Genomic DNA, 26,520 nt, shown 5'->3' with positions numbered 1-26,520 from the left:
GGGCCAGGCCTCGGCCTTGTCCAGCATGTTGACCTTGCGCAGCAGCTCCTCGGCGCGCGCGCGGGCGCGGTCGGCGGGCCATTTCTGCACCGTCACCAGCCCTTCCATCACATTGCCGATGACGGTCTGGTGCGGGAACAGCTGGAAGTTCTGGAACACCATGCCGGTCTGCATGCGCACCCGCTGCACCTGGTCGCGCGAGAGCTTCTCGCCGGGCTCGAACTCGACCCGCTCGGGGCCGATCTCGAGCGTGCCGCGGTCGGGCACTTCCAGCAGGTTGACGCAGCGCAGCAGGGTGCTCTTGCCGCTGCCGGACGGGCCGATCAGGGCGGTGACGCTGCCTTCGGCGATGGCCACGTCGACCTGCTTGAGCACCAGGTTGCCGCCAAAGGATTTCTCGATCTGTTCCAGGCGGATCATCGGTTCTTCTCGGAAAACACCGCGTGCTGGCCGAAGCGTCGCTCCAGGCGCACCTGGGCGGCGGACAGCACCGAACTGAACACCAGGTAGATCAGCGCGGCCTCGGTGTACAGGATCAGCGGTTCATACGTGACGGCGGCGATGCGCTGGGCCGCCTGGAAGATCTCGGGCACGGTCAGCACGGCGGCCAGCGAGGTGTCCTTGACCAGGGCGATGAAGGAATTCGACAGCGGCGGCGCCGCCACCCGCGCGGCCTGCGGCAGCACGGTGCGGCGCAGCGCCTGGGCGCGCGTCATGCTCAGGGAATAGGCGGCTTCCCACTGGCCGCGGGAGATCGACTCGATGGCGCCGCGGATCACTTCGGAGTTGTAGGCGCCGACGTTCAGCGTGAAGCCGATCAGCGCCGCCGGCAGCGGGTCGAGCACCACGCCGACGCTGGGCAGGCCGTAGAAGATCACGAACAGCTGCACCAGCAGCGGCGTGCCGCGGATCAGCCAGACGTAGAAACGCACCAGCGCCACCAGCGGCGCCGGCCCGAACAGCCGGATCAGCGCCACCACGAAGGCCAGCGCCAGCCCCAGCGCGAACGACATCAGCGTCAGCGGGACGGTGAACACCAGCCCGGCGTGCAGCAGGGGCCAGAACGAGTCGGCCATCAACTGCACCCAGGCCGGCACCGCGAGGGCGTCGACCTGGGCCAGAATCCAGTCGGGCAGGACGTTGTGCAGCCAGGCGGGGAGCGTCATGGAGCGGACCGCTTATTGCTGCGCCGACAGGTCCGTGCCGAAGTACTTGACCGAGATGGTCTTGTAGGTGCCGTCGGCCTTGATGTCGGCCAGCGCCTTGTTGATGGCGGCCACCAGTTCAGGATTGTTCTTGCGCAGCAACACGCCGGAGTTGCTGAACTCGGCGGCCTTGTCGGTGGCGGCGATCTTGACCTTGGCGTTGGGCTTCTGCTTCTTGAAGTCCAGGAACGACAGGTTGTCGTTGACCGTGGCCTCGACGCGGCCCGAGGTCAGCAGGTCGATGGCTTCGTTGAAGCCTTGCACCGCGACCACTTCCGCGCCGTGGCTCTGCGCCAGCTTGCCGAAGTTGCTGGTGAGCGTGTTGGCGGACTTTTTGCCCTTGAGGTCGGCGAACGACTTGATGGTGGTGTTGTCGTCGCGCACGATCAGCACGGCGGCCGACGAGATGTAGGGATCGGAGAAGTCGTACTTGGCGCGGCGCGCGTCGGTGATGCCGACCTGGTTGATGACGGCGTCGTAGCGCTTGGCGTCGAGCCCGGCGATCAGGCCGTCCCACTTGCCTTCGACGAATTCGGCCTTGACGCCCAGGCGCTGGGCGATGGCGCGCCCAATGTCGACGTCAAAACCGGTAAGCTGCCCGGATGCGTCGTGGAAGGTGAAGGGAGCGTAGGTGCCTTCGGTGCCGATCTTGAACACGCCGGCGGACTTGATCTGGTCCAGCCCCGACTGGGCATGGGCGGCGGACAGGGCGGCGACCTGGACCAGGCCGGCGATGAACAACGAGCGCAAGAGTTTCATGGCAATGCTCCACGGATGAGAGATCACTGCGAAAGGCCCGCGTCAGCCGCGCCGCCTTCCGGTGTAGCCGCACTCTAACAACGCGTCTATTTTTCCACAAAGCATAAGGAATAGTAAAAATATAGCGGCAAGTCATATGCGGCATTCGCGCCCCGGGCCGCCCGGCCCGGGGTTCATCCAGGCGGTATCCAGATGGAGATAGGCGTGCAACAACAGTGGAACAGGCGGGCTTTCATGATGGCGGCGGCGGGTGTCGCGGCGTCCGCGGGCGTCATGCCGGCGCACGGCGCCAACGGCCTGCGGCGGGTGCCCGGCGGCGGCAGCATCACCGACGTGGCCGGCCTCAAGGTCGGGCACTACACCGACACGCGGCGGCCGACCGGCTGCACGGTCATCATCGCGGAAGCGGGCGCCACCGGCGGCGTGGACGTGCGCGGCGCCGCGCCGGGCACGCGCGAGACCGACCTGCTCAATCCCGTCAACATGGTGGAAAAAGTGCATGCGGTGATGCTGGCCGGCGGCAGCGCCTTCGGCCTGGAGGCGGCCACCGGCGTCATGCGCTACCTGGAGGAACGCAAGATCGGGTTCGACGTCGGCGTGGCGCACGTGCCGATCGTGCCGGCCGCCATCCTGTTCGACCTGGGCGTGGGCGACGCCTCGGTGCGGCCCGACGCGGCCGCCGGCTACCAGGCCTGCAAGTCGGCCAGCGCCAAGCCGCCGCAGGAGGGCAACGTCGGCGCCGGCGCCGGGGCGACGGTCGGCAAGCTGTACGGCGCCAAGCGCGCCATGAAGGGCGGCCTGGGCAGCGCCTCGCTGACCGTGGCGGGCGTCACGGTGGGCGCGATCGTCGCGGTCAATGCAGTGGGCGACGTGGTCGATCCGGCCACCGGCCACGTGCTGGCCGGCGCCCGCACCGCCGACGGCAAGATGCTGCTGGACACGCGCGCGGCGATCCTGGCGGGCGACCTGCCGACCTCGATGCGCGAAGGCGCGGCCACCACCATCGGGCTGGTGGCGACCGACGTCAAGCTGACCAAGGCGCAGGCGCAGAAGATGGCGCAGACCGCGCACGACGGCCTGGCCCGCACCATCAACCCGATCCACACCATGCTCGACGGCGACACCGTGTTCGCGCTGGGCACGGGCGTGTCCAGCAAGCCCGCCAACATGATGCTGCTGGGCGTGATGGCGGCCGAGGCGATGGCGATCGCGGTGCAGCGCGCCATCCTGGCGGCGCGCGCGCTGGAAGGCTATCCAGCGGCGGTGGATTTCATCGCCTGAGCGCCGCTTTCTGTTGGACCAAATGGCGCGCCTGCAAGCAGGAACGCCATTTGCTGCTGCCCCCCGTGTTCGTGCTGACCCCAAGCTGTCATATCGCGCCGGCATGATCGAAAGCGTCGGCGCACCGCCTGCGCGGGAGGGGATGGCATGTACGAAGGAGAGCGCTTCAACGGGGCCACGCACCTGGCCGGCCTGGCCTTGGCGGTGGCCGCCTCGGGGGCCCTGATCGCGCGGGCCGCGGAATTGAAAGTCGAGTGGCGCCAGACCGTGGCCTGCGCCGTGTTCGCGGCGTCGATGATCGCCGTCTATGCCTCGTCGGTGCTGTATCACTGCTCGCGCGGACGCCGCAAGGCGCTGTGGGCCAAGGCCGACCACTGCGCCATCTACCTGCTGATCGCCGGCACCTACACGCCGCTGGCGTTCGTGCCGCCGGAACTGGGCTGGGGCGCCGCCATGGCGGTGGCGATCTGGCTGCTGGCGCTGTACGGCATCGGCCGCGAACTATGGTGGGCGAGCGGGGCCGCGCCGGCGTTGCCGCTGTACCTGGCGATGGGATGGCTGGGCGTGATGTGCGCCGCGCCGATCGCCGGCGCGCTATCGGGCGCGGGGCTGGCCTGGCTGCTGGCCGGGGCCGGGCTCTATACGGTGGGCACGGTGTTCTACGCCAACGACAAGCGCTGGCGCCATGCCCACGGCATCTGGCATCTGTTTGTCATGGGCGGGTCGGCCTGCCACTTCGTCACGGTGTTCGGCTTCCTGCGCCACGCCTGAGCGCGGGCCGTCAGCGCCAGGCCGCCAGCGGCAGCATGCCGCCGCGGTTCTTCACTTTCCGCATGACGATATGCGAACACAGGTCGCGCACGCCCGCGATCTTGCTGAGCTTGTCCTCCACGAACTGCGAGAACGCCGCCAGGTTGCGGGTGCGCACCGTCAGGATGTAGTTGGAGGCGCCGGTGACGATGCTGGCCTCGGTGATCTCGTCATACAGGGCGATGCCGGCCAGGAATTCCTCGTGCCAGCCGGCGCGGGACTGGTCCAGCGACACGTGCACGACGGCCTCCAGTTCGAACCCCAGCCGCTCGGCGTCGAGCACGGCGCGGTAGCCCCGGATCAGCCCGCCTTCCTCCAGCGCCCGCACCCGCCGCAGGCAGGCCGACGGCGACAGCGCCACCTGCTCGGCCAGGTCCTGGTTGCTGAGCTGGCTGTTCTCCTGCAGGCGGTAGAGGATGCGGTGGTCGATGGCGTCCAATTGCATGGTGCAATCCAATTCGAAAAAATGGTCTATGACGCAATTTAATGCGAAATCCTAGGGTTAGCCACGCCTTGTTTTGCAACTATTCGGCTTGGTCACGCTGCTAGTATGTAGCCAGCATATTGCCCGAAGGAGCTGTGAATGCATACCCGTGAAGCCTGTGTCGCCGCCGACCGGCAGGACCCCCTGGCGCCGCTGAAGGCGCGTTTCGATCTGCCGCCCGGCGTGCTCTACATGGACGGCAATTCGCTGGGCGTGATGCCGCGCGCCGCCGCGGCCCGCGCCGCCGAGGTCATCACCCAGGAATGGGGCACGGGCCTGATCCGCAGCTGGAACACCGCCGGCTGGTTCGAGCTGCCGTCGCGGCTGGGCGACAAGCTGGCCGGCCTGCTGGGCGCGAAAGAAGGCGAGCTGGTCATCACCGACACCACCTCGCTGAACATCTTCAAGGCCCTGGCGGCCAGCCTGCGCATCCAGCAGAAGCGCCAGCCCGAGCGCCGCGTGATCCTGTCCGAGCGCGACAACTTCCCCACCGACCTGTACATGATCCAGGGCATGATCGACCTGCTGCAGCAGGGCTACGAGATGCGCCTGATCGACGACGAACTGCCGCTGGACCGAGCGCTGGACGAGGACGTGGCGGTGGTGCTGCTGTCGCACGTCAACTACCGCAGCGGCCAGATGCACGACATGGCCGCGGTCACGCGCCAGGCGCACGAGCGCGGCGCGCTGGTCATCTGGGACCTGGCGCACGCCGCCGGCGCGGTGCCGGTGGACCTGAACGGCGCCGACGCCGACTACGCCGTGGGCTGCACCTATAAGTACCTGAACGGCGGCCCCGGCTCGCCGGCCTTCATCTGGGTGGCGCCGCGCCACATTCCCGACTTCTGGCAGCCGCTGTCGGGCTGGTGGGGCCACCAGCGTCCGTTCGACATGACGGTCGCCTACGAGCCGGCAGGCGGCATCCGCCGCTACCTGTGCGGCACTCAGCCGATCGTGTCGCTGGCCATGGTCGAGTGCGGCCTGGACGTGGCGCGCGAGGCCGACATGGCCGAGGTGCGCAAGAAGTCGCTGGCGCTGGCCGACCTGTTCATCGCCCTGGTCGAGGAACGCTGCGCCGGCCATCCGCTGACGCTGGTGACGCCGCGCAACCACGCCGAGCGCGGCAGCCACGTCAGCCTGCGCCACCCGAACGGCTACGAGGTCATGCAGGCGCTGATCGCGCGCGGCCTGATCGGCGATTATCGCGAACCCGAGGTGCTGCGCTTCGGCCTGACGCCGCTGTACTTCGGTTACGCCGACGTCTGGGACGCGGTCGAGATCCTCAAGGACGTGCTCGACAGCAAGGCCTGGGACAAGCCCGAGTTCAAGCAGCGCTCGGCCGTGACCTGAGCGGCGGCGCACCGGCCCAAGCGACATCCAACAAGAGAGCGCAGTACCGGAGGAGACAATGAAACAACCACAAGGCTTCGGCAAGATCGCCGAACGGGAGCAGGGGCTCAAGCGTCGCCTGACGTCCGGCCAGATGAGCATGATCGCGATCGGCGGGGCCATCGGCACCGGCCTGTTCCTGGGCAGCAAGTTCGCGATCGGCTTCGCCGGCCCCAGCGTCATCATCAGCTACGCCATCGGCGGGCTCATCACGCTGCTGCTGATGGGCTGCCTGGCCGAGATGACGGTGGCGCATTCCACCTCGGGCTCGTTCGGCGCCTACGCCGAGCACTACATCGGCCCGCTGGCCGGCTTCCTGGTGCGCTATGCGTACTGGTCGTGCGTGGTGCTGGCGGTGGGCACCGAGGTCACCGCGGTGGCCGAGTACATGAAGTTCTGGTTCCCGTCGGTGCCGGGCTGGCAATGGGTCTGCCTGTTCTCGGCGGCGCTGATCTTCATCAACGCCATGAGCGTGAAGGCGTTCGGCACCATCGAGTACTGGTTCTCGACCATCAAGATCAGCGCCATCGTGGCGTTCATCATCCTGGGCGCCTACGTGGTCTGGGGCAGTCCGCAATACGGCGCGGCGCAGTACACGGCGCACGGCGGCTTCTTCCCCAACGGCGTGTGGGGCATGTGGATCGCGGTGGTCATCTCGATCTTCAGCTACCTGAGCGTGGAGATGATCGCGGTGGCGGCGGGCGAGGCCGAGGACCCCGAGCGCGCGGTGAAGAAGGCGTTCCGCGCCACCATCGTGCGGCTGGTGGTGTTCTACCTGCTGACGCTGGCGCTGATCCTGGCCATCGTGCCGTGGGACCAGGCCGGCAAGGGCGGCAGCCCGTTCGTGACGGTGATGGAAGCGGTGCAGGTGCCGTACGCGGCCGGCGTCATCAACTTCATCGTGCTGGTGGCGGCGCTGTCGGCCATGAACAGCCAGCTGTACATCACCACCCGCATGATGTTCAGCCTGTCGCGCGCCGGCCACGCGCCGGCGGCGCTGGGCAAGCTGACGCGCAGCGGCACGCCGCTGAACGCGCTGCTGCTGTCGACCAGCGGCATCGCCATCGCCACCGTGCTGAACGTGCTGTATCCGGAGACCTCGTTCACGCTGATGATGGCGATCTCGATGTTCGGCGCGCTGTTCACGTGGATGATGATCTTCGTCACGCACTACTTCTTCCGCCGCCGCTGGGCGCGCGAGGGCGGCGCGGCGCTGTCGTTCCGCATGCCGGGCTTTCCGCTGCTGACGCTGCTGGGCGCCGGCGCCATGCTGGCGATCCTGGTCACGACCTATTTCACCGGCGTGTTCAAGATGACGCTGGTGTTCGGCGTGCCGTTCCTGCTGGTGCTGGCGGCGCTGTATCTGCTGCTGTTCCGCAAGTCCGCCGCGGCGGTGGTGCTGTAGGCGCGACAGCAGCGCTCCTAGCGTCTTTCAAACGGCGCCCGCGCCCTGGCGGATCGCCGCCAGCATGGCGCGGGCGCGCGCCGGCAGCGAACGCGATCCGTACACCGCATGCATCTGCGGCGCCATGCCTTGCGCCGAGGTGGCGGTGTAGCCGGGACAGACCCGCACCAGCGTGCCGCGGGCGATCTCCGGCGCCGCCGCCCAGTCGGCCAGCCGCGCGATGCCCACGCCCTGCAGCGCCAGCGCCATCAGGCCGCTGCCGGTGCTGACCCGCACCACCGGTTCGGCATGCATCCGCACGATGCGCTTGTCGCGCCGCAGGTGCCAATCCTTTAACACGCGCGGACCGGTATGCATGATGAGCCGGTGCCGCGCCAGCTCCTCGGGTTCGCGCGGCAGGCCCAGGCGCGCCACGTAGTCCGGGCTGGCGCACAGCAGCCGCTCGTAGGGCCACAGGCGCGCGCCCAGCAGGTCGCTGGACGCCGGGAAGCCGCCGCGGATGGCGAAATCCAGGCCCTCGGCGATCGGGTCGATTGCCTTGTCGGTGTAGTGGATGTCCACCGTGACGCCCGGATGCTCGGCCGCGTAGCGGCGCAGCACGGCCGGCAGCAGGGTCACGCCCAGCAGGTCGGGCGCCGAGAAGCGCAGGCGGCCCTGATCGCCTTGCTGGGCGTCGCGCAAGGCCTCGCGCGCCTGGCTTTCCAGGCGCAGCAGCTCGCGCGCGTATTCGAAGTAGCTTTCGCCCTGCGGCGTCAGCACCACGCTGCTCTTGCTGCGCAACAGCAGCTGCGCGCCGACCTGGCGCTCCAGCGCCTGCACCGCGCGGGTGACGGCGCTGGGCGAGGCGCCCAGCGCGCGCGCCGCCAGCACGAAGCTCTGGCGTTCGGCGACGGCGCAGAACACCTGGTATTCCCATAGGGCGCCACGTTCCACGGCGATTCTCCATTGCGATTATCGCAACATGATATTGCAACACCGAGTGCGGGGGCGGACCTAGACTGCGACCCTTCCCGACTTTCCGCCAGGTTGACCGCCATGTCCGATCCCCACTATTTCGATCCCCTCACCGGCGCGCGCCATGCGCTGGGCGAGGCCCGCTGGTGTTCCGAGGCGCGCACGCCGCTGATGATCTCGCCGCTGCCGGGCATCTCGCGCGACGACATCGATCGCGGCGAGCGCTCGCTGTGGCGCTACCGCGCCGCGCTGCCGGCGGCGATCGAGCGACCGGTGTCGATGGGCGAGGGCGGCACGCCGATGGTGGAGCGCGCCTGGGGCGGGCTGCGGCCGCATTTCAAGCTGGAATGGTTCAACCCCACCTGCAGCTTCAAGGACCGCGGCGCCGCGGTGATGCTGTCGTGGCTGCGCCAGATCGGCATCGACGCCATCGCCGAGGACAGTTCGGGCAATGGCGGCGCCGCCATCGCGGCCTTCGGCGCGGCGGCGGGCATGGGCGTCACGATCTTCGCGCCGGCCTACACGTCCAGCGCCAAGGTGGCGCAGATCCGCGCGTTCGGCGCCGACGTGCGGCTGGTGGAGGGGCCGCGCGAGAACGCCGAGACCGCCGCGATCGAGGCCTCCGCGCGGATCTTCTACGCCAGCCACAACTGGCAGCCGTTCTTCCTGCAGGGCACCAAGTCCATCGCCTACGAGATGTGGGAGGACTTCGGTTTCGAGGCGCCGGACAACGTGGTGATTCCGGGGGGGGCGCGGGCAGCAACGTGCTGGGCTGCGCCATCGGCTTTGCCGAGCTGCTGGCGGCCGGACAGATCAAGCGCCTGCCGCGCCTGTTCGTGGCCCAGCCGCTGAACTGCTCGCCGGTGGACGCCAGCTTCCAGGCCGGCGTCGACACGCTGGTGGCGCGCGACGTGCTGCCGACCGTGGCCGAGGGCACCGCGATCAGGCAGCCGGTGCGCCTGCGCGAAGTGCTGCAGGCGATCCGCGCCAGCGGCGGCCAGACCGTCGCGGTGCCGGAGGCGGACATCATCGCCGCGGTGCGCAAGCTGGCGGCGATGGGGCTCTACGCCGAGCCCACCAGCGCCACCGCCGCGGCGGCGCTGGACAGGCTGCGGGCGCGCGGCGTCATCCGCGACGCCGAGCGCACCGTGGTGCTGCTGACCGGCACCGGCATCAAGGCCACGCAGTTCATGACGGATCTGTATTCGGCGGCGTGACCGCCGCCGCGTCCGCCAGCAGGTGGTCGAGCAGGCGGCGGGCGCGGGCGCTGAGGGTCTCGCGCGACTGCACGCACAGCAGCAGTTGGCGCGCGGCCCAGGCGTCGGACAGCGCCACCGGCGTCACCCGGAGCAGCTGGCGCATACTGTCGGCCGTGGTCTCGGGCACGATGCCCACGCCGACGCCGGCCTCGACCAGCCGGCACATGGCGTCGAAGCTGCGCAGCTGCACCCGCAGCTTGATGGGCTTGCCGACCACCAGCGCCTGCCGCGCCAGAAAGCGTTGCAGCGCGCTGCTGCGGTCGAGTCCGACGAAGTCCTCGTCGAGCACGTCGCGAAAGGCGACCTCGGCCCGGTCCGCCAGCGCGTGGCCGGCCGGCACGATCAGCACGAAGCGGTCGGCGCGGTAGGCATAAGTCTGCAGGGCGCCGGTGTCGACCGTGCCGGCGACGATGCCGATATCGGCCGAGCCGTCGGCGATGCACTCGACGATCTCGTCGCTCAGCATTTCCTGCAGTTCGACGTTGATGCGCGGGTGCGCCGCCAGGAAACCGCCCAGCGCCTCGGGCAGGAAGGCGGTCAGCGCGTTGGTGTTGGACAGCAGGCGCACCGAGCCGCCGAATTCGCCGGAGAAGTCGGCCAGGTCGTCGCGCAGGCGGTCGGCCTGGGCCAGCATGATGCGGGCATGGGCGGCCAGCTTCAGGCCGGCCGGGGTGGGGATGACGCCCTGGCGGCGGCGCTCCAGCAGCGGCGCGCCGAGCGAGGCTTCTAGGTTGCGGATGCGGGCGCTGGCGGCGGCCAGCGCCAGGTTGGCGCGGGCGGCGCCGTGGGTGATGCTGCCGGCCCGCACCACGTGCAGGAACAGCGCCAGGTCGGTCAGATCGAAACGCATGGCGGCGAGCCTACGCGATGCGCGCAGGCAGCCTCTGCGAATCGCGCATTTTCAGCCGCGGACAGGGTCCGTACACTGCGCCGATTCGTGTTCTCGTGGTGGTTTGCCCATGCATCTTGTCGCCTCCGGTTTTCCGATTCTACCCGCGCTGATCACCGCGATCACGATCGCGTTGTGGGCCTTTTCGCGCTTGCCGGAATACCTGACGGCGCTGCTGTTCTTCAGCGCCGCGATGATCGTCGCCGCCGCCCCGCGCGAGGTGGTGTTCTCCGGATTCTCGTCGGCGGCATTCTGGCTGGTGCTGAGCGGCTACGTGCTGGGCCTGGCGCTGAAGTACACGGGCCTGGCCGACCGCATGGCGAGCGCGCTGTCGCGGCGCCTGTCGGGTTCGTATCCCAAGGTGGTGGCCGGCGTGGTGGCGCTGACCTACCTGCTGGCCTTCGTGATGCCGTCGAACATGGGCCGTATCGCCCTGCTGATGCCGATCGTGCTGGCCTATGCCGACCAGATCGGCCTGGTCGCGGGCCGGCGCGGGCGCATCGGCCTGGCGCTGGCGGTGGGCTTTGGCACCTTCCAGCTGTCCACCTCCATCCTGCCGGCCAACGTGCCCAACCTGGTGATGGCGGGCAGCATCGAATCCAGCTATGGCCTGCAGCTGGGCTACCTGCCATACCTGTGGCTGCATGCGCCGGTGCTGGGCATCCTGAAAGGCGCGGTGCTGGTGGCCTGTATTGCCTGGCTGTTCCGCGACACCCCCGAGGCGGCGCCGCCTGCGCCCGCCGCCCAGCCCCTGTCGGCGGCGGAAAAGCGCCTGGCCGTGCTGCTGGGGCTGACGTTGCTGGGCTGGGTGACGGACGGATGGCACGGCGTGTCGCCGGCCTGGATCGGGCTGGCGTCGGCCTGTGTGTGCCTGTTGCCCAAGGTGGGTTTCGTCAGCGGCGAGCAGTTCGGCAAGGAGGTGAATTTCCGCACCGCGATCTACGTGGCGGGCATCCTGGGGCTGGCCGCGATGGTGGCCGACAGCGGCCTGGGCGGCATCATCGGCCGCGCCTTGCTGGCCTGGCTGCCGCTGTCGCCCGAGGCGCCGATGCAGAGCTTCTTTTCGCTGGTGGGGCTGTCGGCGGCGCTGAACTTCGTGGTCACGGCCAACGGCGTGCCGGCCCTGTATACGCCGCTGGCCGAGACGCTGGCGCAGGCCTCGGGCTTTCCGCTGATGACGGTGCTGATGGCGCAGGTGGCCGGCTACGCCACCGTCATCATGCCGTACCAGGCCTCGCCCATCGTGGTGGCGATGGGCATGGGCCAGGTGCCGGCGCGCAGCGGGCTGGCGCTGAGCCTGCTGACCGCGCTGGTGTCGTTCGTGGCGCTGGTGCCGCTGGACTACCTGTGGTTCAGGCTCCTGGGAATGCCGGGATCGTGACCAGTTCCTCCTCGGCGGGGACGGCGTCGGGCGCCGGCGCGAACACGCGCAGGCGGTGGCCGTCGGGGTCGAGCGCCACGAAGGTGCGGCCGAAGTCCATGTTGGTGGGCGCCTGCAGGATCGGCAGGCCGCGCAGGCTCCAGTCGAGGTGGCGCCGGTTGAGCGCGTCGGCGTCGGGCACGGTGAAGGCCAGTTCGGTGCAGCCGCCGCGGCCGGCGGCGGCCGGTTCGACGGTGTGGCGCGACCACAGGCCCAGCATCAGGCCGGAATCGAGCGCGAACAGCGCGAAGGTGGGCGAGCTTTCGACGGGCGGGCGGTTCAGCAGCGCGCTGTAGAACGCCGCGCTGGCCTCGGGCTTGTCGACGTAGAAAATGACGAAGTTCTTGGCGGACATGATGCGCTCCTGGTTGAATGAGCGCCCATCTTAGAGAGACATGCTGTCAGATTTTGTCAGTAGTCTTCATGCCGATGTCGCACCCGCCGGCGCGGCGGCGGACGCCCCGGATCAGCAGCCGTCGGACTTGGCGGTATTGAGGGCGCGCCATTCCTTGAGCAGCACGTGGCGGCGGCGCGGATAGCGTTGCCCGGGCTCGAGCGTGGCGATGCGGTCGGTGCGGAAATGGCGGAAGTCCTGGCGCAGTTCGCACCAGGCCATGACGATGCGCACGCTGTCGAAAAAACCCAGGGCGAACGGCCAGATGACGCGCTCGGAATCGGCGCCCTTGTCGTCGCGGTAGGTGATGGCGATCTTCTGTTCGCCGCGGATCGCCTGGCGGATCAGGGACAGGTCGACCCGGTCGACCACCGCCCAGCTGCTGGGGCCGACCAGCAGCGGAATGGCGTCCAGTTCGTCGCGCAGTTCCTGCGGCAGCACCGCGCTGATCTTGGCCAGCGCGTTGGCGGCGGCCTGGCCCAGCCGCGCGTCCGAGCGGCCGGCGACCCAGCGGGTGCCCAGCACCAGGGCCTCGATTTCTTCGGTGCTGAACATCAGCGGCGGCAGCATGAAGCCGGGCCGCAGCACGTAGCCGATGCCCGGCTCGCCCTCGATTTCGGCGCCCTGGGCCTGCAGCGTGGCGATGTCGCGGTACAGCGTGCGCAGGCTGACGCCCAGGTCGGCGGCCAGGCGGTGGCCGCTGACGGGCAGGCGGTGGCAGCGCAGGGTCTGCAGCAGGTCCAGGAGGCGTTCGGTGCGGGACATGGGGGCGGGCAAGGGCGCAACGGCGTAATGCTGCCACGAAAACGGCAGCAGCCGGAAGCCTCGGCCCGCCGTCCTTATCCTGCTGACCCAACCCGGCAGCGCCGCCAGCCAGTCGTGCACCCGCCCGGCCAGCGCCAGGCTGTTGCGGTCCATCATCAGCATATGCGAGTTGCCGTGGATGCCCTGGTCGGGCAGCGACAGCACCGTGACGCTGGCATGGCGCGCGGCGAATTCCCGCACCCGCGCCCGCATCCGCGGCCAGCGCGGGTCGGTGTCCATGTGGTCGCCCATCACGATCAGGGTAGGGGTGTCGTAGCGGGCATCGGGCCCCAGGTCGGGGATGCTGGCCGGCTCCAGCGCCACCAGCGCCCGCACCCGCTCGGGCTGGGCGTGGGCGGCGCGGATGCCGAACACGCCGGCCTGCGAATGGCAGACCACGATGGCCGCGCCGATCCGCTCCAGGAAAGCCTGGTAGGCGCGCAGGATGGCGGCATCGGTGTGGACCCAGCGCGGCACCATCTGCGCGGCCAGCGCGTCGAACGCCTCCAGCGGGAACTGCGTGTCCGGGTAGGCGCTGCCGGGGCCGGGCCGGGTGCCCGGGCGGCCGATGCGAAAGCGCGTGTAGCAGTCCTCCCGCGCCTGCACCACCGGCGCGTCGGGCCAGACGTGCGGCGCGGCGCCGGCGCGGCCGCGTTCCACCGCATCGCACAGGTAGGCGTCCCAGCCGCGCCGCAGGAAATAGTGCAGCCAGCCCGGGCGGCCGTCCGGCGTGGTCTCCCAGGCCGCGCCGGTCATGCCGCCGCCATGCCAGAACGCCAGCGGCGGCCGGCCGTTGGCCGGCTCCGGCAGGAAGTACTGCGCGTACATCTGTTCGACGCGGTAGGTGCCGTTGGGATCCAGCGCCACCGGCTGGCCGCCTTCGGCCATGACCAGCTCGCGCCGCGGCAGGCCGCTGAGCGCCAGGTCGCGGCCGCCGACGTGGAACGCGCCCATGTCGCGCAGGCGGATCGGCGCCAGCGCCGGGCCGTCGTCAGGGGCAGCGGCCATCATTCGGCCTTGATGTGGTTGGTCTCGATGACCTGTTTCCACTTGGCCGTTTCGGTGGTGACGAAGCGGCCCAGGTCGGCGCGCGAGCCGGCGGCGGTCTCGACGCCCAGTTCGCGCATCTTGGCCGCCACCTCGGGCGCCTGCAGCGCCTGGGCGAAGGCGTCGTGCAGCGTGTCCAGCACCGGGGCCGGCGTGCCGGCCGGCGCCATCACGCCGAACCAGGGCGTGATCAGGAAGTCGGGTACGCCGGCCTCGGCGAAGGTCGGCACGTCCGGAATCGCCGGCGCGCGCGCGGCGCTGGCCACCGCCAGGGCGCGCAGCTTGCCGGCGCGGATGTTGGCCAGCGAGGCCGGCAGGTTGTCGAAGTACATGTCGACCTGGCCGCCGAGCAGGTCGGCCGCCACCTGGCCGGCGCCCTTGTACGGGATGTGGGCCAGGTCGATGCCGGCGCGCTGCTTGAGCAGCTCGGTCGCCAGGTGGGCCGAGCCGCCGATGCCGGAGGAGGCCGAATTGAGCTTGCCGGGGTTGGCGCGGGCATACGCCAGCAGCGCCGGCAGCGTGTCGGCCGGCACCTTGGGATTGACCACCAGCACGCTCGGCACGGTGCCGATCATGGCGACGGGGGCGAAGTCCTTGACGATGTCGTAGGGCGCCGGCTGGTAGAGCGACGGCGCCACGGTGCAACCGAACGCGCACATCAGCAGCGTCTGGCCGTCGGGGGCGGCGCGCGCCACCGCCTGCGCGCCGATGTTGCCGCCGGCGCCGGCGCGGTTCTCGACGATCAGCGGCTGGCCGAGACGCTTGGAAATGTTGTCGCTGAGCAGGCGCGCCAGGATGTCGGGCGTGCCGCCGGCGGGGAAGGGCACCGCCAGCGTGATCGGGCGGCTGGGGAAGTCGGCGGCCTGGGCGGCCAGCGGCAGGCAGGCGGCCAGCGCCAGCAGGGCACGGCCGGCCCAGCGGGCCAGCACGGGGCGCAGGCGCCGCGGCGCGGGAAGGTGGCGGGTGGGGCCCATGGTTGTCTCCGTAGCGGGTGGCCGGGTCGAAACGCCCGGTCCGTGGCGGACTGTAGCCAAGCCGGCGGCGCCTGCCCAATGCCGGTGGCGCAAGACCACCATATCGAATTCGGTATGGTTCTTTTCAGTCATTCAGTTACGGCATAGCATCTCGCCATGAGCGACGCCCACTCCTTGCCCTCCCTGCGCAGGCTCGACATGAACCTGCTGCTGACCTTCGACGTGCTGATGCGCACGCGCAGCGCCACCGCCAGTTCGCGCCTGCTGCACAAGACGCAGCCGGCCATCAGCCGCGACCTGGCGCGCCTGCGCCTGCGGCTGGAGGATCCGCTGCTGGTGGTGGTGAAGGGCCGCTTCATCCCGACGGAGCGCGCGCTGGAACTGCATGCGGCGGTGCACGACGCGCTGGCGCAGCTCGAGGCCGCGCTGCGTCCGGCCGAGGCCTTCGATCCGGCGCGCGCCGAAGGCGTGGTCAACATCGGCACCGGCGCGCACAGCGAGATCCTGCTGGCCGCGCCGCTGATCGAGCGGCTGCACCGCGCCGCGCCCGGCGTGACGCTGCGCTTCCAGTCGCTGCACGGCGACTTCGCGCCCGATGACCTGGAGGCCGAACGGCTGCACATCGCCATCGGCCTGTTCGGCAAGGTGCCGGCGCGCTTTCACCGCGACGCGCTGTATACCGACCGTCGCGTCTGCGTGCTGTCGGCGCGGCATCCCTGGGCCGGGCGCGGCGCGCTGACGCTGGCCGACCTGGGCGCCATCAAGTGGTTCGCGTTCGAGCAGATGTACGGCCGCGAGACGACCTTCGACCGGCTGCTCAAGCCGGGCGCCGGCCGCATGACGTTCTCGGCCTATCTGTCGGGTTTCGGCGTGGCGCCCTACGTGCTGGTGGACACTGACTATGCCACCACCATGCCGGCCAGCGTGGCGCGGGCGCACTGCCGCCATTTCCCGCTGGCGATGCTGGAAATGCCGGCGCGGCTGCGGCGCATGGAACTGGCGATGGTGTGGGCGCGCCGCCAGCACGCCTCGCCGTTGCAGGCGTGGCTGCGCGGCCAGGTGCGCGACGTGCTGCGCGAGCGCCTGGCCGCGGACGTCCCGGCTTAGCGGGCGACCGGCTTGCCGGTGGCCACGTCGATGGCCGAGCCGTCTTCCAGGCTGACGCGGTAGATCTCGCGCAGCACGTTGCCGGCGAAACCGATCTCGACGATGGACACGTCCTTGAAGGTGGTCTGGATGCCGTCGGGCAGCACGGCGTTGAACTTGGCGGACTCCTGCTTCATGGCGTCGGCCAGGCGCGCGTCGTACAGCGCCATGCTGTAGACCAGCGTGGTGTGCGGGTTGTGGGCGCGCACTTCCTTGCCGTCCTTCATCACGTTGACGCCGCTCACGCCCATGGTCTTGACCAGGTCGCGGCCGGCGTCGGCCATCTTGGCGTAGACCGGGCCGGTCACGCGCGGCAGCGGGCCGTCGCGCAGCGGCGCCAGGGCAGCCGTGGTCACGGTGTTGTAGGCCATCATGGCCTCGAAGCCCGCGCCGCTCTTGACCACGCCCAGGTCCAGCCACCACGGGTGGCCCGCGCCCTTGGCGGCTTCGGTCGGGTAGAAGTCCTTGAGGGTGACCTGCAGCGGCGCCGGCGGCTTGGGCAGCGCGCGCAGCATGCGCTGCGGCGTGGCGCTGTCGGCGCTGTGGATGTGGACCACGGTCACGTGCGGGATGTTGGGCGTTTCGGCCTCGGTCTTCAGGCCGAGGGCCAGCAAGTCCTGCTTGAGCGCGCCGTTGACCTTGGCGTCCAGCACGGCGTTGACGTCCTGCGGCAGGCGGTAGACCACGCCGTAGGTCGTCTTGTGTTCGCGGAAGGCGGGCTGCTCGAGCGCGCTGTTGTCGATGGGGGCGGCGGCGAAGGCGGCCGAGAGGGTGGCCAGGGACAGGCCCAGGGCGGCCAGGGGCAAGACGCGTTTGATCATGGATTTTCCTTTTATGTGTAAGACCCGCGAGAGTCCGGTCCAGTGTGGCCACGCCGGATGTACGGCGTATTGCACCAGTCCAAAGAAATCCGATAGGCGGCCGAGCCTGGCCGATAGCTGCGCCCGGCTATAGCAGGAAGACGGCCGCCACGATCAGCAGCCCCAGCGCCAGGTTGACCCCGACCCAGCGGCGGATGCCGGCCATGGCCTGGCCGCCGCGCGGCCATTCCGAGGCGGCCACCGCCGCGCGCAGGCGCGGATAGAGCGCCGCGCGGATGTAGGCATAGATGGCCGTCATCACCAGCCCGCCCGTGGCCATCACGGTCCAGGCGCGCGGCATGAAGAAGGCGCCGCCGCTGCGCGCGGCCTGGGCCGCCTCCTGGCCGATCATGACCGCGCCGGTCGCCAGGATCAGCACGATGGCGGCCAGCACCGCGTTCAGGAACGGGCCCAGCACCGCGGCCATCAACCGCAGGCGCTGCGGCGGTTCGAGTTGCGCGGCCGCCGGCCGCAGGAAACAGTGGGCGAACAGCATGCCGCCGACCCAGAGGATCACGGCCAGCAGGTGGATGAGTTTGAGGGCGCTGTAGAGCATGGTGTCGGAGTTCGGGAAGGGGCCGCGCCGGCGCGATGCCGGCGGCGAGGCCTGGCTGTGGGCTGTGGCCGCCGGGGACAAGGCGGCCGAATCTGTCCCCATCATATATCCCCATGCCGCCCGGGCGGGCTTCTTGACGCGTGTCAGGGTTTTGCATTTAGAATGAGATTGATTTTTATTTGTGATCAAGAGAGTTCGGGAGTCCACCGTGTCCAACCTTGCGCTTGCCTCCGGCGACGCCGTCCATCTGCTCTACCGCGCGCACCACGGATGGCTGCATGGCTGGTTGCGGGGCAAGCTGGGCAATTCCTGCGATGCCGCCGACCTGGCGCAGGACACCTTCCTGCGAGTGCTGCGGCACCGGCACGAACTCGACGCGCTGCGCGAGCCGCGCGCCTACCTGACCACCATCGCCAAGCGCCTGGTGCTGAATCACTACCGGCGCCGCTCGCTCGAACAGGCCTACCTGGACGCCCTGGCGGCCATGCCCGAGGCCACGGCGCCGTCGCCCGAGCAGCGCCTGCTCATCCTCGAAACGTTGCAGGAAATCGACGAGATGCTGGCGGGCCTGGCGCGGCCGGCGCGCCAGGCCTTCCTGATGGCGCAGCTCGAAGGGCTCAGCCATATCGAGATCGCCGCGCGGCTGAACGTGTCGGTGCGGTCGGTGCACCGCTACATCGCCAAGGGGTACGAGCAATGCATCATGGCGGTGATGTGAGCGCCCAGTGGGGCGTGGCGGGCGAACTGCCCGCCGTCGACCGCAAGGTCGCGCGCGAGGCGGCGCGCTGGCTGCTGCGCCTGAGTTCCGAGCGCGCCACCGATGCCGACGTCCATGCCTGCCAGCAATGGCGCGCCAGCAAGGCCGAGCATGAATATGCCTGGCAGCGCGCGCAGCGCGTCAATCAGCGCTTCGGCCTGATCCCGGCGTCCCTTGGCATGGCGGCGTTGAACCGGCCCGAATCGGCCGGTCGGCGCGCGGCGCTCAAGACGCTGGCCGCGCTGATCGTGGCCGGGCCGGCGGGTTGGGCCGCCTGGCGCGCCAGTCCGTTCGAATGGACCGCCGACTACCGCAGCGCGACCGGCGAACAGCGCCAGGTGGCGCTCAGCGACGGTTCCTCCATGCGCCTGAACACCGCCAGCGCGGTCGACGTCCTGTACGACGCCGACCAGCGGCTGGTGCGGCTGCGCGCCGGCGAGATCGCGGTCCATGCGGTGGCCGAGACCGGCGCCCATGCGCGGCCCTTCGTGGTGCGCACGAAGCAGGGCGATATCCAGGCGCAGGCGGCGCGCTTCTGCGTGCGCGAAGACGGCTCTGCCTGCCGCGTCAGCGTGCAGGAGGGCGGCGTGACGCTGCGCCGCGGCGACGCCAGCCTGGCGCTGGCCGCCGGCGAGCAGGCCTGGCTGCGCGATGATGACGCGCCGCGCATCGAGCCGGCCGACCCGCATGCCGCCGACTGGACGCGCGGCGTGCTGCACGCCAGCGCCTGGCGCCTGGACGCCTTCGCGGCGGAGCTGGGCCGCTACCGGCCGGGCGTGCTGCGCTGTGATCCGGCAGTCGCCGGGCTGCGCATCTCCGGCGCCTTCCAATTGCAGGATACCGACGCGGTGCTGGCGGCCTTGCCGTCCACGCTGCCGGTGCAGGTGCGCTACCGCAGCGCGTACTGGGTGACGATCATGCCGCGCGCGGGACAGGCCTGATTTGTCGTTGTTACAAAAATGCCGGGGGCGAATTGTCCGGTTGGCGTTGGCCGAGGGTCATGGTCAGTAGAGGCAAACAAATGCCGATACCCGTTGGATCGAAAGGACGACCATGGCTCACTCCCCCGCCAGCCGCGCCCGCGGCACCCCCTTGAACCGAGAGGCTCCATGCCGATTGACCCGCCTGGCCCTGGCGCTGCGCATTGCCACCGTGCTGGCTGCCCCGGCCGTCGCGCTGTGGCCGGCCGCGGCCGCGCAGGCCCAGGCCGCGCCGGCCGAGCAGGCGCGCAGCTACCGCATTCCGGCCGGTCCGCTGGCCGAGAATCTGTCGCGCTTCGCCGACAACGCCGGCGTCACGGTGCTGTTCGACGCGGCGCTGGTGGGCCAGCGCCGCGGTGCCGGACTGAACGGGGAGTATTCCGTGGCTGACGGTTTCGCCCGCCTGCTGGCCGGCAGCGGCCTGGCCGCGCGCGAGCGCAGCCCCGGCGTGTTCGTGCTGCAGGCCTTGTCGCAGACCGGCGTGACGCAGCTGACGCCGGTCACGGTGGAAGGCGAGGGCGCGGCGGTCACGCCGGCCTGGGAAACCCGCAGCGACCGCAAGCGCCTGGACGACGCGCAGGTGCGCAGCTGGAGCGACCTGGGCAAGCGCCTGGAACCCGGCGTGAATTTCAACCGCCAGAACAACAGCATCAACATCCGCGGCCTCGACCAGGACCGCGTGCTGACGCGCGTGGACGGCATCCGCCTGCCGTGGCTCGACGACGGCGCGCGCGGCGTCAAGGGCGGCCTGGAGGCGGTGGACTTCAATTCCCTGTCGCGCCTGGACATCGTGCGCGGCGCCGACGCCAGCGCCGGCGGTTCGGGCGCCATCTCGGGCATGGCCGACCTGTACACGCTCGATCCCTCGGACCTGCTGACCGACGGCAAGACCTTCGGCGCGCTGGCCAAGACCGACTACGACACCGCCGACAGCAGCTGGGGCGCCAACGCCGCGCTGGCCGGGCAGATCCACAGCAATACCTTCTGGCTGGTGCAGGCGGGCGTGCGCAACGGCCACGCGCTCGACAACCGCGGCGACGTCGGCGGCTACGGCCCGCGCCGCAACCAGCCGACCCCCGAGGACTACGACCAGCGCAGCTTCCTGCTCAAGCTGCAGCAGCGCGTCGAAGGCGGCCACCGCTTCGGCCTGACCGGCGAATACTTCAAGCGCAAGGCCACCCAGGACAGCATGTTCGAGCAGGGGCCGGGCACCAGCTACCTGATCGGCGAGAACACCACCCGAAAGGAAACCGAGCGCCAGCGCGTGTCGCTCGATTATTCCTACAAGGCGCCCGCCGAGGGCGGCTGGATCGACAGCGCCACCGCGGTGGTGTACTGGCAGCGCATGCAGCTCGACAGCGCGCTCGACGGCGAGCGCAGCCGCGATTCGCGCGCCAACATCATTCCTGGCGATCCGTCCCTCTACGGCTTTCCCAGCGGCGCCTATGGCCGCAACAACTCCATCCGCCAGACCATGTTCGGCGCCAACGGCGAGCTGACCAAGCGCCTGGCGGGCAACGCGGTATCGCAGCTGTGGACCGTGGGCGGCGAGTGGTACGGCAACAAGACCGAGCAGAACTCCAATGGCTACGACAACTGCCCGACGGTGCGTCCCGGCACCCCGGCGCCGTTCGGCCCGCGCACCTGCGACATGCTGCACACCAACCAGGCCGACGTGCCGCTGTCCAAGGGCAGCCAGTGGGCGCTGTGGGTGTCCGACGAGTTCAGCTTCGGCGACGGCCGCTACACCGTCATGCCGGCGCTGCGCTACGACCACTACGAGCAGACGCCCAAGTCCACCGAGAGCTACGCCAGCAACCGCAACGGCGGCGTGCTGCCGCCCGAGAACAGCGGCGGGCGCTTCTCGCCCAAGCTGCTGACCACCTGGAAGGCGGCCGACGACCTGAGCCTGTACGCGCAGTACGCGTATGGCTTCAAGGCGCCCAGCGCGACGCAGCTGTACACCAACTACGGCGGCCCCGGCACCTACCTGCGGGTCGGCAACCCCTACCTGAAGCCGGAAACCAGCAAGGGCTGGGAGCTGGGCGCCAAGCTGGGTTCCGATTCGCTCGGCGGCGCGTTATCGTTCTTCGACAACCGTTACCAGAATTTCATCGACAGCAATGTGCCGCTGGATGCCAACTCGCCGCAATGGCAGCCGGGCTGGGCCGGGCAGTACCCGCTGGGCGTCACCGGCAACGTCAACCGCGCCAAGGTGCGCATCTACGGCGCCGAGGCCAGCGCGCACTGGAAGTTCTCGCCGGGCTGGCGCACCTGGGGCTCGCTGGCGTGGGCCGTGGGCAAGGATGAGGGCACCGGCCAGTACCTGAACTCGGTGGCGCCGCTGAAGGCGGTGCTGGGCGTGGGCTACGGCCGCGACGTGTGGGGCGTGGACGCGATGCTGACGACCGCCCTGCGCCGCAACAAGGTCGAGTACCCGGAAGCCGGCGCCACGACGCCCAACCGCGACTTCCAGGCGCCCGGCTACGGCGTGGTGGACCTGATGGGCTACTGGCGGCCGACGGCGGTCAAGGGGCTGCAGGTGCAGGCCGGCGTGTTCAACCTGTTCGACAAGAAGTACTGGGAAGCGATCAACGTGCCGACCGCGGGCGCCACGGCCCTGCCGCGGCCGGTGGACTGGTACACGGAACCGGGGCGCAGCCTGCGCGTCTCACTGACTTATCAATACTGACCCGCGCTGCCGCCGCTGCGCGTCAGCGGCGGCAGTCCTGATTTTCCATTCCGGCCGGAGAGCCCGCAATGAACCAAGAAGTGAAGCACACCGATTTCGATACCCGCGCCGCCGACCTGCGCGCGCGCAACGACGCGCTGGCGGCGAGCCAACCCGGCCTGCGCGCCCGCAACCTGGCGCAGGCGCTGGGCGTGTCCGAGGCCGAATGGGTCGCCGCCGGCTGTGGCGGCGTCAAGGCCACCGAACTGCACGGCCAGCCGCAGGAGATCTTCCGCGAACTGGGCACGCTGGGACCGGTGATGGCCTTGACGCGCAATGACTGGTGCGTGCATGAACGCCACGGCGAATACCTGGACATCCAGGCCGACGGGCCGGTGGGTCTGGTGCTGGGTCCCGACATCGACCTGCGCGTGTTCTTTTCGAGCTGGCGCTCGGCCTGGGCGGTCGAGCAGGACGGCCGTCACAGCCTGCAGTTCTTCGACGGCGAGGGCGTGGCGGTGCACAAGGTCTACCGCACCGAGGCCACCAACGCCGCAGCGTTCGATGCGCTGGTGGCCCGGTTCGCCGGCGCGTCGCGCTGGCCCGAGACCGCGCCCTATGCGCCCGCCGCCGACGCGCCGCGAGTCGAGGACAGCGCGCAGTGGCGCCAGGCCTGGCTCGGCATGCAGGACACGCACGAGTTCTTCCCGCTGCTGCGCAAGTTCAAGGTGTCGCGCCTGGCGGCGCTGGAGGCGGCCGGCGAGGACCTGGCCCAGACCGTGCCGGTGGAATCGGTCGAGCGCATGCTGGAGTCGGCCGCGGGCAGCGGCCTGTCGATCATGTGCTTCGTCGGCAACCGGGGCATGATCCAGATCCATACCGGACCCGTTGAGCAGCTGCGCCGCACCGGTCCCTGGTATAACGTGCTGGACCCGAAGTTCAACCTGCATCTGGACACCACCGCCATCGCGTCGGCGTGGGTGGTCAACAAGCCCACCAGCGATGGCTGGGTGACGTCGCTGGAGCTGTATTCTTCCAGCGGCGACCTGATCGCGCAGTTCTTTGGCGAGCGCAAGCCGGGCAAGCCGGAACTACCGGGCTGGCGCGAATTGATGTTGGGTCTGTGCCGCGTGCCGTTGGCCGCGTGAGGATGAAGCAATGAAGAAATGGCTGGCGATGGCGGCGGGATGGATGCTGGTGGCTTGCGCGCAGGCGGCGCCGCCGGCGCGCGTGGTGACCCTGGGCGGTAGCGTGACGGAGATCGTGTACGGTCTGGGGCAGGGCGACAGGCTGGTGGGCGACGACCAGTCCAGCCTGTACCCGGAAGCCGCGACCAGGCTGCCGCGCGTCGGCTATTACCGCGCGGTGCCGGTGGAGGGCGTGCTGGCGCTCAAGCCCGACCTGGTGCTGGCGTCCGAGCAGGCCGGCCCGCCCGAGGCGCTCAAGCGCCTGGGCGAAGTCGGCGTGAAGGTCGTGAGCGTGCCGGACGCGCCGTCGGTCGACTCGCTCAAGGCGCGCATCCGCGCCGTCGCCGGCGCGCTGGACGTGGCGCCGGAAGGCGAACGGATGGTGCAGGAGGTCACGCGCGAGCTCGACAAGGCCGAGGCGCTGCCGGCCACCCGCGCGCGGGCGCTGCTGCTGATCAACCGCAACGGCGCGCCGCAGGGCGCGGGGCATGGCACCGCGGCGGCCGAGGTCATGCACCTGGCCGGGCTGGCCAATGTGCTGGACGGGCAGCAGGGCTACAAGCCGCTGTCGCCCGAGGCCATCGGCGCGCTGGCGCCGGACCTGATCATCGTGACGCGTGAATCGCTGCAGGCCAGCGGCGGCCTGGAAGGGTTCGCGCGGCTGCCCGGCATCGCCGTGACGCAAGCCGCCGCGAAGCAGCGCATCATCGTCATGGACGACCTGCTGATCCTGGGCCTGGGGCCGCGCCTGCCGCAGGCGCTGACCCAGCTCAAACAGGAGGCCGCGCATGCCATGGCGCGCTAACCCGCCCCTGGCGCTGGTGTTGCTGGCGGTGGCGTTGGTGGCGGCGGTGCTGGCGGCCAGCGCCAGCGGCGCGGTCTCGATTCCGTTGCGCGAGCTGCCGTCGCTGTTGTGGGGCACGCCCACGCCGGAGCAGGCGTTGTGGCGCAATGTGCTGATCGACATCCGCCTGCCGCGCGTGCTGCTGGCGGTGGTGATGGGCGCCGGCCTGGCGATCTCGGGCGCGGCGCTGCAGGCGCTGTTCCGCAATCCGCTGGCCGAGCCCGGCCTGATCGGCATTTCCGCCGGCGCGTCGCTGGGCGCCGTCATCGCCATCGTGATGACGCATGGCGGCTTCTGGTACACCGCGCCGGGCGCCTTCATCGGCAGCCTGATCGCGACGCTGTCGGCCTACATGGTGGGCCGGCGCGTGCCGGGCGTGGCCGGGCTGCTGCTGGCGGGGGTGGCGATCACCGCCATCGCCTTCAGCCTGATCGGCCTGTTCACCTTCATGGCTTCCGACGCGCAGCTGCGCGACCTGACCTTCTGGAACATGGGCAGCCTGGCCGGCGCGAGCTGGAAGCTGCTGGCCTTCCTGGGGCCGTGGGTGCTGCTGCTGTCGCTCTGGCTGATGCGCCAGTGGCGCGTGATGAACGCGCTGCTGCTGGGCGAGCGCGAAGCCCAGCACCTGGGCTATTCGCTCAAGCAGGCGCGGGCCCGGCTGGTGCTGGCCTGCACCCTGATCGTCGGGCCGCTGGTGGCCGCCAGCGGCACCATCGTGTTCGTCGGCCTGGTGGTGCCGCACCTGGTGCGCATGACGCTGGGCGCCAACCATCGCCTGCTGCTGCCCGCCTGTCTGCTGGGCGGCGGGCTGGTGATGACGCTGGCGGACTGGCTGGCGCGCATCGTGGTGGTGCCGGCCGAACTGCCGATCGGCCTGGTGACCGGACTGGTCGGCGGGCCGTTCTTCCTGTGGTTGCTGGCGCGCGGCCGGAGGCACGGTTGATGCTGGCCGCTGAAAACCTGACCCTGGCGCGCGACGGCAAGCGCATCCTGGAGCGCGTGTCGCTGGCGATCCATCCTGGCGAAGTGGTGGGCCTGCTGGGCAGCAATGGCGCCGGCAAGTCGACCCTGCTGGGCGCGCTGTCGGCCGAGCTGGGCGCCGACGGCGGCAGCCTGACGCTGGATGGCCGCCCGCTGGACGCGATGCCGCCGCGCGAACAGGCGCGCAAGCGCGCGGTGCTGCCGCAGAAGCCCGGGCTGACCTTCGACCTGGGGGTGCGCGAGGTGGTGGCGATGGGCGCCTATCCCTTTCCCGAACTGTCGCCGGCCGAGGTCGACGCGCTGGCGCGCCAGGCCCTGGAATGGGCCGACGTCAGCCACCTGGACGGGCGCCGCTATCCGCAACTGTCGGGCGGCGAGCAGCAGCGGGTGCAGTTCGCCCGGGTGCTGGTGCAGTGCCGCGCGGCGCGGGCCGCGGGCGAGGCCCGCTATCTGCTGCTGGACGAGCCCACTGCCAGCCTGGATCCGAAGCACCAGGCCGACCTGATGCGGCGCGCGGCGCAGCTGGCGCGCGAAAGCCATACGGGCGTGCTGGTCATCCTGCACGACATGAACCTGGCGGCGCGCTGGTGCGATCGCCTGCTGCTGCTGAGCGGCGGCCAGGCGGTGGCGCTGGGCACGCCGGCCGAGGTGCTGACGCCGGCCAACCTGTTCCTGGCGTATGGCATCGAGGCGCAGGTGATGCCGCATCCGCTGCAGGCCGACCGCTTGCTGGTGCTGATGGCTTGATGGGGGCGAGCCCCGGTAAAATGGGGCATCGCGGCGGCCGCGGCCGCCTTTTCCTCATCTACCGACAGGACCTAGTGTCATGCCTACTTTCGACGTCGTCTCCGAAGTCGACAAACACGAACTCACCAACGCCATCGACCAAGCCAACCGCGAGCTCGCCACCCGTTTCGATTTCAAGGGCACGGATGCCAAGTTCGAGCTGGAAGGCTTCGTGGTGACGCAGATCGCCTCCAGCGCGTTCCAGCTCAAGCAGATGCTGGATATCCTGCGCGGCCGGCTGTCGGCGCGCGGGATCGACGTGCGCTGCCTGGATGTGGCGGATCCGCTGGAGAACCTGGGCGGGGCGCGGCAGAAGGTGACGATCAAGCAGGGCATCGAGCAGCCGGTGGCCAAGAAGCTGATCGCGGCGATCAAGAACGCCAAGCTCAAGGTCGAGAGCCAGATCAATGGCGACAAGCTGCGGATCAGCGGGAAGAAGCGGGATGATCTGCAGACGGCGATTGCGTTGTTGAAGAAGACGGATGTGGATTTGCCGTTGCAGTTTGAGAATTTTCGGGACTGAGTTTTTTTTGGCGGCGGGGGCTTCGTAGGCCGCCCGTTGCGCGGGGCGCCTGGGGGGTGGGCGCCCACGATTGCGGTCCGGAGCGTTCGCTCCGGACTTGCCTAGGCGCCCCCCCCCCTTCGTCATCTTCGTCCAGGCCTTCGGCCTTCCCTTCA

The 26,520-nt window shown here is 70.0% G+C and carries 25 protein-coding genes and 1 pseudogene; 15 read left to right on the top strand and 11 right to left on the bottom strand.

The window, feature by feature from the left end; all coding sequences use genetic code 11:
* From AOZ49_RS29740 to AOZ49_RS29730, 3 genes are all read right to left on the bottom strand, one after another.
* Positions 1-420, bottom strand: a 420-nt coding sequence (locus AOZ49_RS29740; RefSeq protein ID WP_156355787.1) for an ATP-binding cassette domain-containing protein, incomplete at its 3' end; no start/stop codon positions are given.
* Entirely contained in the window at positions 417-1,097 is a 681-nt protein-coding gene (locus tag AOZ49_RS29735) for an ABC transporter permease subunit (protein ID WP_054479471.1), read from the bottom strand. The genes AOZ49_RS29740 and AOZ49_RS29735, both read right to left, overlap by 4 nt.
* Before the next feature lie 81 nt (positions 1,098-1,178).
* A complete protein-coding gene (locus AOZ49_RS29730; RefSeq protein WP_006390998.1) occupies positions 1,179-1,964 on the bottom strand; it encodes an amino acid ABC transporter substrate-binding protein in 786 nt (261 codons plus the stop codon).
* A gap of 192 nt (positions 1,965-2,156) precedes the next feature.
* Between AOZ49_RS29730 and AOZ49_RS29725 the strand changes: the two genes are divergently transcribed.
* The gene (locus tag AOZ49_RS29725) at positions 2,157-3,245 is read left to right on the top strand and encodes a P1 family peptidase (RefSeq protein WP_197286801.1); all 1,089 of its coding nucleotides are present in this window, start codon (positions 2,157-2,159) and stop codon (positions 3,243-3,245) included.
* Positions 3,246-3,392: 147 nt separating this feature from the next.
* On the top strand, positions 3,393-4,016 hold the full coding sequence (locus tag AOZ49_RS29720; protein ID WP_054479469.1) for a PAQR family membrane homeostasis protein TrhA: 624 nt from the start codon (positions 3,393-3,395) through the stop codon (positions 4,014-4,016).
* A gap of 10 nt (positions 4,017-4,026) precedes the next feature.
* On the opposite strand, the gene AOZ49_RS29715 is transcribed toward AOZ49_RS29720, so the two are convergent.
* The gene (locus AOZ49_RS29715; RefSeq protein ID WP_020926585.1) at positions 4,027-4,500 is read right to left on the bottom strand and encodes an Lrp/AsnC family transcriptional regulator; all 474 of its coding nucleotides are present in this window, start codon (positions 4,498-4,500) and stop codon (positions 4,027-4,029) included.
* 138 nt (positions 4,501-4,638) lie between these two features.
* Between AOZ49_RS29715 and kynU the strand changes: the two genes are divergently transcribed.
* The gene (kynU, locus tag AOZ49_RS29710) at positions 4,639-5,889 is read left to right on the top strand and encodes a kynureninase (protein WP_054428635.1); all 1,251 of its coding nucleotides are present in this window, start codon (positions 4,639-4,641) and stop codon (positions 5,887-5,889) included.
* 58 nt (positions 5,890-5,947) lie between these two features.
* Entirely contained in the window at positions 5,948-7,333 is a 1,386-nt protein-coding gene (locus AOZ49_RS29705; protein WP_054479467.1) for an amino acid permease, read from the top strand.
* Positions 7,334-7,360: 27 nt separating this feature from the next.
* Here the strand turns inward: AOZ49_RS29705 and AOZ49_RS29700 are convergent, their stop codons facing one another.
* Positions 7,361-8,266, bottom strand: a complete 906-nt coding sequence (locus AOZ49_RS29700; protein ID WP_054479465.1) for a LysR family transcriptional regulator — start codon at positions 8,264-8,266, stop codon at positions 7,361-7,363.
* 102 nt (positions 8,267-8,368) lie between these two features.
* On the opposite strand from AOZ49_RS29700, the pseudogene AOZ49_RS29695 reads away from it, so the two are divergent.
* Positions 8,369-9,504: pseudogene (locus AOZ49_RS29695) on the top strand (pyridoxal-phosphate dependent enzyme).
* Here AOZ49_RS29695 and AOZ49_RS29690 read toward each other — a convergent pair.
* The gene (locus tag AOZ49_RS29690; protein WP_054479462.1) at positions 9,476-10,396 is read right to left on the bottom strand and encodes a LysR family transcriptional regulator; all 921 of its coding nucleotides are present in this window, start codon (positions 10,394-10,396) and stop codon (positions 9,476-9,478) included. The pseudogene AOZ49_RS29695 and the gene AOZ49_RS29690 overlap by 29 nt on opposite strands.
* Before the next feature lie 109 nt (positions 10,397-10,505).
* On the opposite strand from AOZ49_RS29690, the gene AOZ49_RS29685 reads away from it, so the two are divergent.
* Entirely contained in the window at positions 10,506-11,816 is a 1,311-nt protein-coding gene (locus tag AOZ49_RS29685) for an SLC13 family permease (RefSeq protein ID WP_054428631.1), read from the top strand.
* Here AOZ49_RS29685 and AOZ49_RS29680 read toward each other — a convergent pair.
* The 3 genes from AOZ49_RS29680 to AOZ49_RS29665 all read right to left on the bottom strand — a co-directional run bounded on the left by AOZ49_RS29680 (position 11,788) and on the right by AOZ49_RS29665 (position 15,074).
* The gene (locus AOZ49_RS29680; RefSeq protein WP_054428630.1) at positions 11,788-12,210 is read right to left on the bottom strand and encodes a VOC family protein; all 423 of its coding nucleotides are present in this window, start codon (positions 12,208-12,210) and stop codon (positions 11,788-11,790) included. The genes AOZ49_RS29685 and AOZ49_RS29680 overlap by 29 nt on opposite strands.
* 111 nt (positions 12,211-12,321) lie before the next feature.
* On the bottom strand, positions 12,322-13,014 hold the full coding sequence (locus AOZ49_RS29675) for a helix-turn-helix transcriptional regulator (RefSeq protein WP_054428629.1): 693 nt from the start codon (positions 13,012-13,014) through the stop codon (positions 12,322-12,324).
* 1,046 nt (positions 13,015-14,060) lie between these two features.
* On the bottom strand, positions 14,061-15,074 hold the full coding sequence (locus AOZ49_RS29665) for a tripartite tricarboxylate transporter substrate binding protein (protein WP_054479460.1): 1,014 nt from the start codon (positions 15,072-15,074) through the stop codon (positions 14,061-14,063).
* 156 nt (positions 15,075-15,230) lie between these two features.
* Between AOZ49_RS29665 and AOZ49_RS29660 the strand changes: the two genes are divergently transcribed.
* Positions 15,231-16,181 carry a LysR family transcriptional regulator gene (locus AOZ49_RS29660; RefSeq protein WP_054479457.1) on the top strand — a complete coding sequence of 317 codons (951 nt, stop codon included), beginning with the start codon at positions 15,231-15,233 and terminating at the stop codon, positions 16,179-16,181.
* Here AOZ49_RS29660 and AOZ49_RS29655 read toward each other — a convergent pair.
* A complete protein-coding gene (locus tag AOZ49_RS29655) occupies positions 16,178-17,041 on the bottom strand; it encodes a hypothetical protein (RefSeq protein WP_054479455.1) in 864 nt (287 codons plus the stop codon). The genes AOZ49_RS29660 and AOZ49_RS29655 overlap by 4 nt on opposite strands.
* Before the next feature lie 127 nt (positions 17,042-17,168).
* Positions 17,169-17,636 (bottom strand): CopD family protein, encoded by a 468-nt coding sequence (locus tag AOZ49_RS29650; protein ID WP_054429227.1) that lies wholly within the window; start codon positions 17,634-17,636, stop codon positions 17,169-17,171.
* Between the two features lie 208 nt (positions 17,637-17,844).
* Here AOZ49_RS29650 and AOZ49_RS29645 point away from each other — a divergent pair, with 208 nt between their 5' ends.
* The 8 genes from AOZ49_RS29645 to AOZ49_RS29610 all read left to right on the top strand — a co-directional run bounded on the left by AOZ49_RS29645 (position 17,845) and on the right by AOZ49_RS29610 (position 26,365).
* The gene (locus tag AOZ49_RS29645; protein ID WP_054428624.1) at positions 17,845-18,354 is read left to right on the top strand and encodes a sigma-70 family RNA polymerase sigma factor; all 510 of its coding nucleotides are present in this window, start codon (positions 17,845-17,847) and stop codon (positions 18,352-18,354) included.
* Entirely contained in the window at positions 18,351-19,334 is a 984-nt protein-coding gene (locus AOZ49_RS29640; RefSeq protein WP_082380644.1) for a FecR domain-containing protein, read from the top strand. The genes AOZ49_RS29645 and AOZ49_RS29640 overlap by 4 nt, the downstream gene beginning before the upstream one ends.
* Positions 19,335-19,446: 112 nt before the next feature.
* Positions 19,447-22,065: a TonB-dependent hemoglobin/transferrin/lactoferrin family receptor gene (locus AOZ49_RS29635; RefSeq protein WP_054479451.1), complete on the top strand. Its 2,619-nt coding sequence runs from the start codon at positions 19,447-19,449 to the stop codon at positions 22,063-22,065.
* A 68-nt stretch (positions 22,066-22,133) separates the two neighbouring features.
* Positions 22,134-23,192, top strand: a complete 1,059-nt coding sequence (locus tag AOZ49_RS29630) for a hemin-degrading factor (protein ID WP_156349954.1) — start codon at positions 22,134-22,136, stop codon at positions 23,190-23,192.
* 10 nt (positions 23,193-23,202) lie between these two features.
* Positions 23,203-24,036 (top strand): heme/hemin ABC transporter substrate-binding protein, encoded by an 834-nt coding sequence (locus AOZ49_RS29625; protein WP_054428621.1) that lies wholly within the window; start codon positions 23,203-23,205, stop codon positions 24,034-24,036.
* Complete coding sequence (locus AOZ49_RS29620; RefSeq protein WP_054428620.1) at positions 24,020-25,018, top strand: FecCD family ABC transporter permease; 999 nt, start codon at positions 24,020-24,022, stop codon at positions 25,016-25,018. Before AOZ49_RS29625 ends, AOZ49_RS29620 begins: the two co-directional genes overlap by 17 nt.
* Positions 25,015-25,803, top strand: coding sequence for a heme ABC transporter ATP-binding protein (locus AOZ49_RS29615; RefSeq protein WP_054428619.1), 789 nt, complete (start codon positions 25,015-25,017; stop codon positions 25,801-25,803). The genes AOZ49_RS29620 and AOZ49_RS29615 overlap by 4 nt, the downstream gene beginning before the upstream one ends.
* Before the next feature lie 79 nt (positions 25,804-25,882).
* Positions 25,883-26,365 (top strand): YajQ family cyclic di-GMP-binding protein, encoded by a 483-nt coding sequence (locus tag AOZ49_RS29610; protein ID WP_008167359.1) that lies wholly within the window; start codon positions 25,883-25,885, stop codon positions 26,363-26,365.
* Positions 26,366-26,520 lie beyond the last annotated feature (155 nt).

Source organism: Achromobacter sp. 2789STDY5608615, assembly GCF_001298995.1.
Taxonomy (GTDB): domain Bacteria; phylum Pseudomonadota; class Gammaproteobacteria; order Burkholderiales; family Burkholderiaceae_B; genus Achromobacter; species Achromobacter insuavis.
This window is presented reverse-complemented; position numbering and strand designations above follow the sequence as displayed.

Coding starts and splice junctions, on each gene's coding strand:
- AOZ49_RS29690 (WP_054479462.1), bottom strand. CDS start 10,396: ATGCGTTTCGATCTGACCGACCTGGCGCTGTTCCTGCACGTGGTGCGG.
- AOZ49_RS29715 (WP_020926585.1), bottom strand. CDS start 4,500: ATGCAATTGGACGCCATCGACCACCGCATCCTCTACCGCCTGCAGGAG.
- AOZ49_RS29705 (WP_054479467.1), top strand. CDS start 5,948: ATGAAACAACCACAAGGCTTCGGCAAGATCGCCGAACGGGAGCAGGGG.
- AOZ49_RS29610 (WP_008167359.1), top strand. CDS start 25,883: ATGCCTACTTTCGACGTCGTCTCCGAAGTCGACAAACACGAACTCACC.
- AOZ49_RS29630 (WP_156349954.1), top strand. CDS start 22,134: ATGAACCAAGAAGTGAAGCACACCGATTTCGATACCCGCGCCGCCGAC.
- AOZ49_RS29680 (WP_054428630.1), bottom strand. CDS start 12,210: ATGTCCGCCAAGAACTTCGTCATTTTCTACGTCGACAAGCCCGAGGCC.
- AOZ49_RS29655 (WP_054479455.1), bottom strand. CDS start 17,041: ATGATCAAACGCGTCTTGCCCCTGGCCGCCCTGGGCCTGTCCCTGGCC.
- AOZ49_RS29720 (WP_054479469.1), top strand. CDS start 3,393: ATGTACGAAGGAGAGCGCTTCAACGGGGCCACGCACCTGGCCGGCCTG.
- AOZ49_RS29685 (WP_054428631.1), top strand. CDS start 10,506: ATGCATCTTGTCGCCTCCGGTTTTCCGATTCTACCCGCGCTGATCACC.
- AOZ49_RS29635 (WP_054479451.1), top strand. CDS start 19,447: ATGGCTCACTCCCCCGCCAGCCGCGCCCGCGGCACCCCCTTGAACCGA.
- AOZ49_RS29620 (WP_054428620.1), top strand. CDS start 24,020: ATGCCATGGCGCGCTAACCCGCCCCTGGCGCTGGTGTTGCTGGCGGTG.
- AOZ49_RS29675 (WP_054428629.1), bottom strand. CDS start 13,014: ATGTCCCGCACCGAACGCCTCCTGGACCTGCTGCAGACCCTGCGCTGC.
- AOZ49_RS29625 (WP_054428621.1), top strand. CDS start 23,203: ATGAAGAAATGGCTGGCGATGGCGGCGGGATGGATGCTGGTGGCTTGC.
- AOZ49_RS29660 (WP_054479457.1), top strand. CDS start 15,231: ATGAGCGACGCCCACTCCTTGCCCTCCCTGCGCAGGCTCGACATGAAC.
- AOZ49_RS29665 (WP_054479460.1), bottom strand. CDS start 15,074: ATGGGCCCCACCCGCCACCTTCCCGCGCCGCGGCGCCTGCGCCCCGTG.
- kynU (WP_054428635.1), top strand. CDS start 4,639: ATGCATACCCGTGAAGCCTGTGTCGCCGCCGACCGGCAGGACCCCCTG.
- AOZ49_RS29725 (WP_197286801.1), top strand. CDS start 2,157: ATGGAGATAGGCGTGCAACAACAGTGGAACAGGCGGGCTTTCATGATG.
- AOZ49_RS29730 (WP_006390998.1), bottom strand. CDS start 1,964: ATGAAACTCTTGCGCTCGTTGTTCATCGCCGGCCTGGTCCAGGTCGCC.
- AOZ49_RS29650 (WP_054429227.1), bottom strand. CDS start 17,636: ATGCTCTACAGCGCCCTCAAACTCATCCACCTGCTGGCCGTGATCCTC.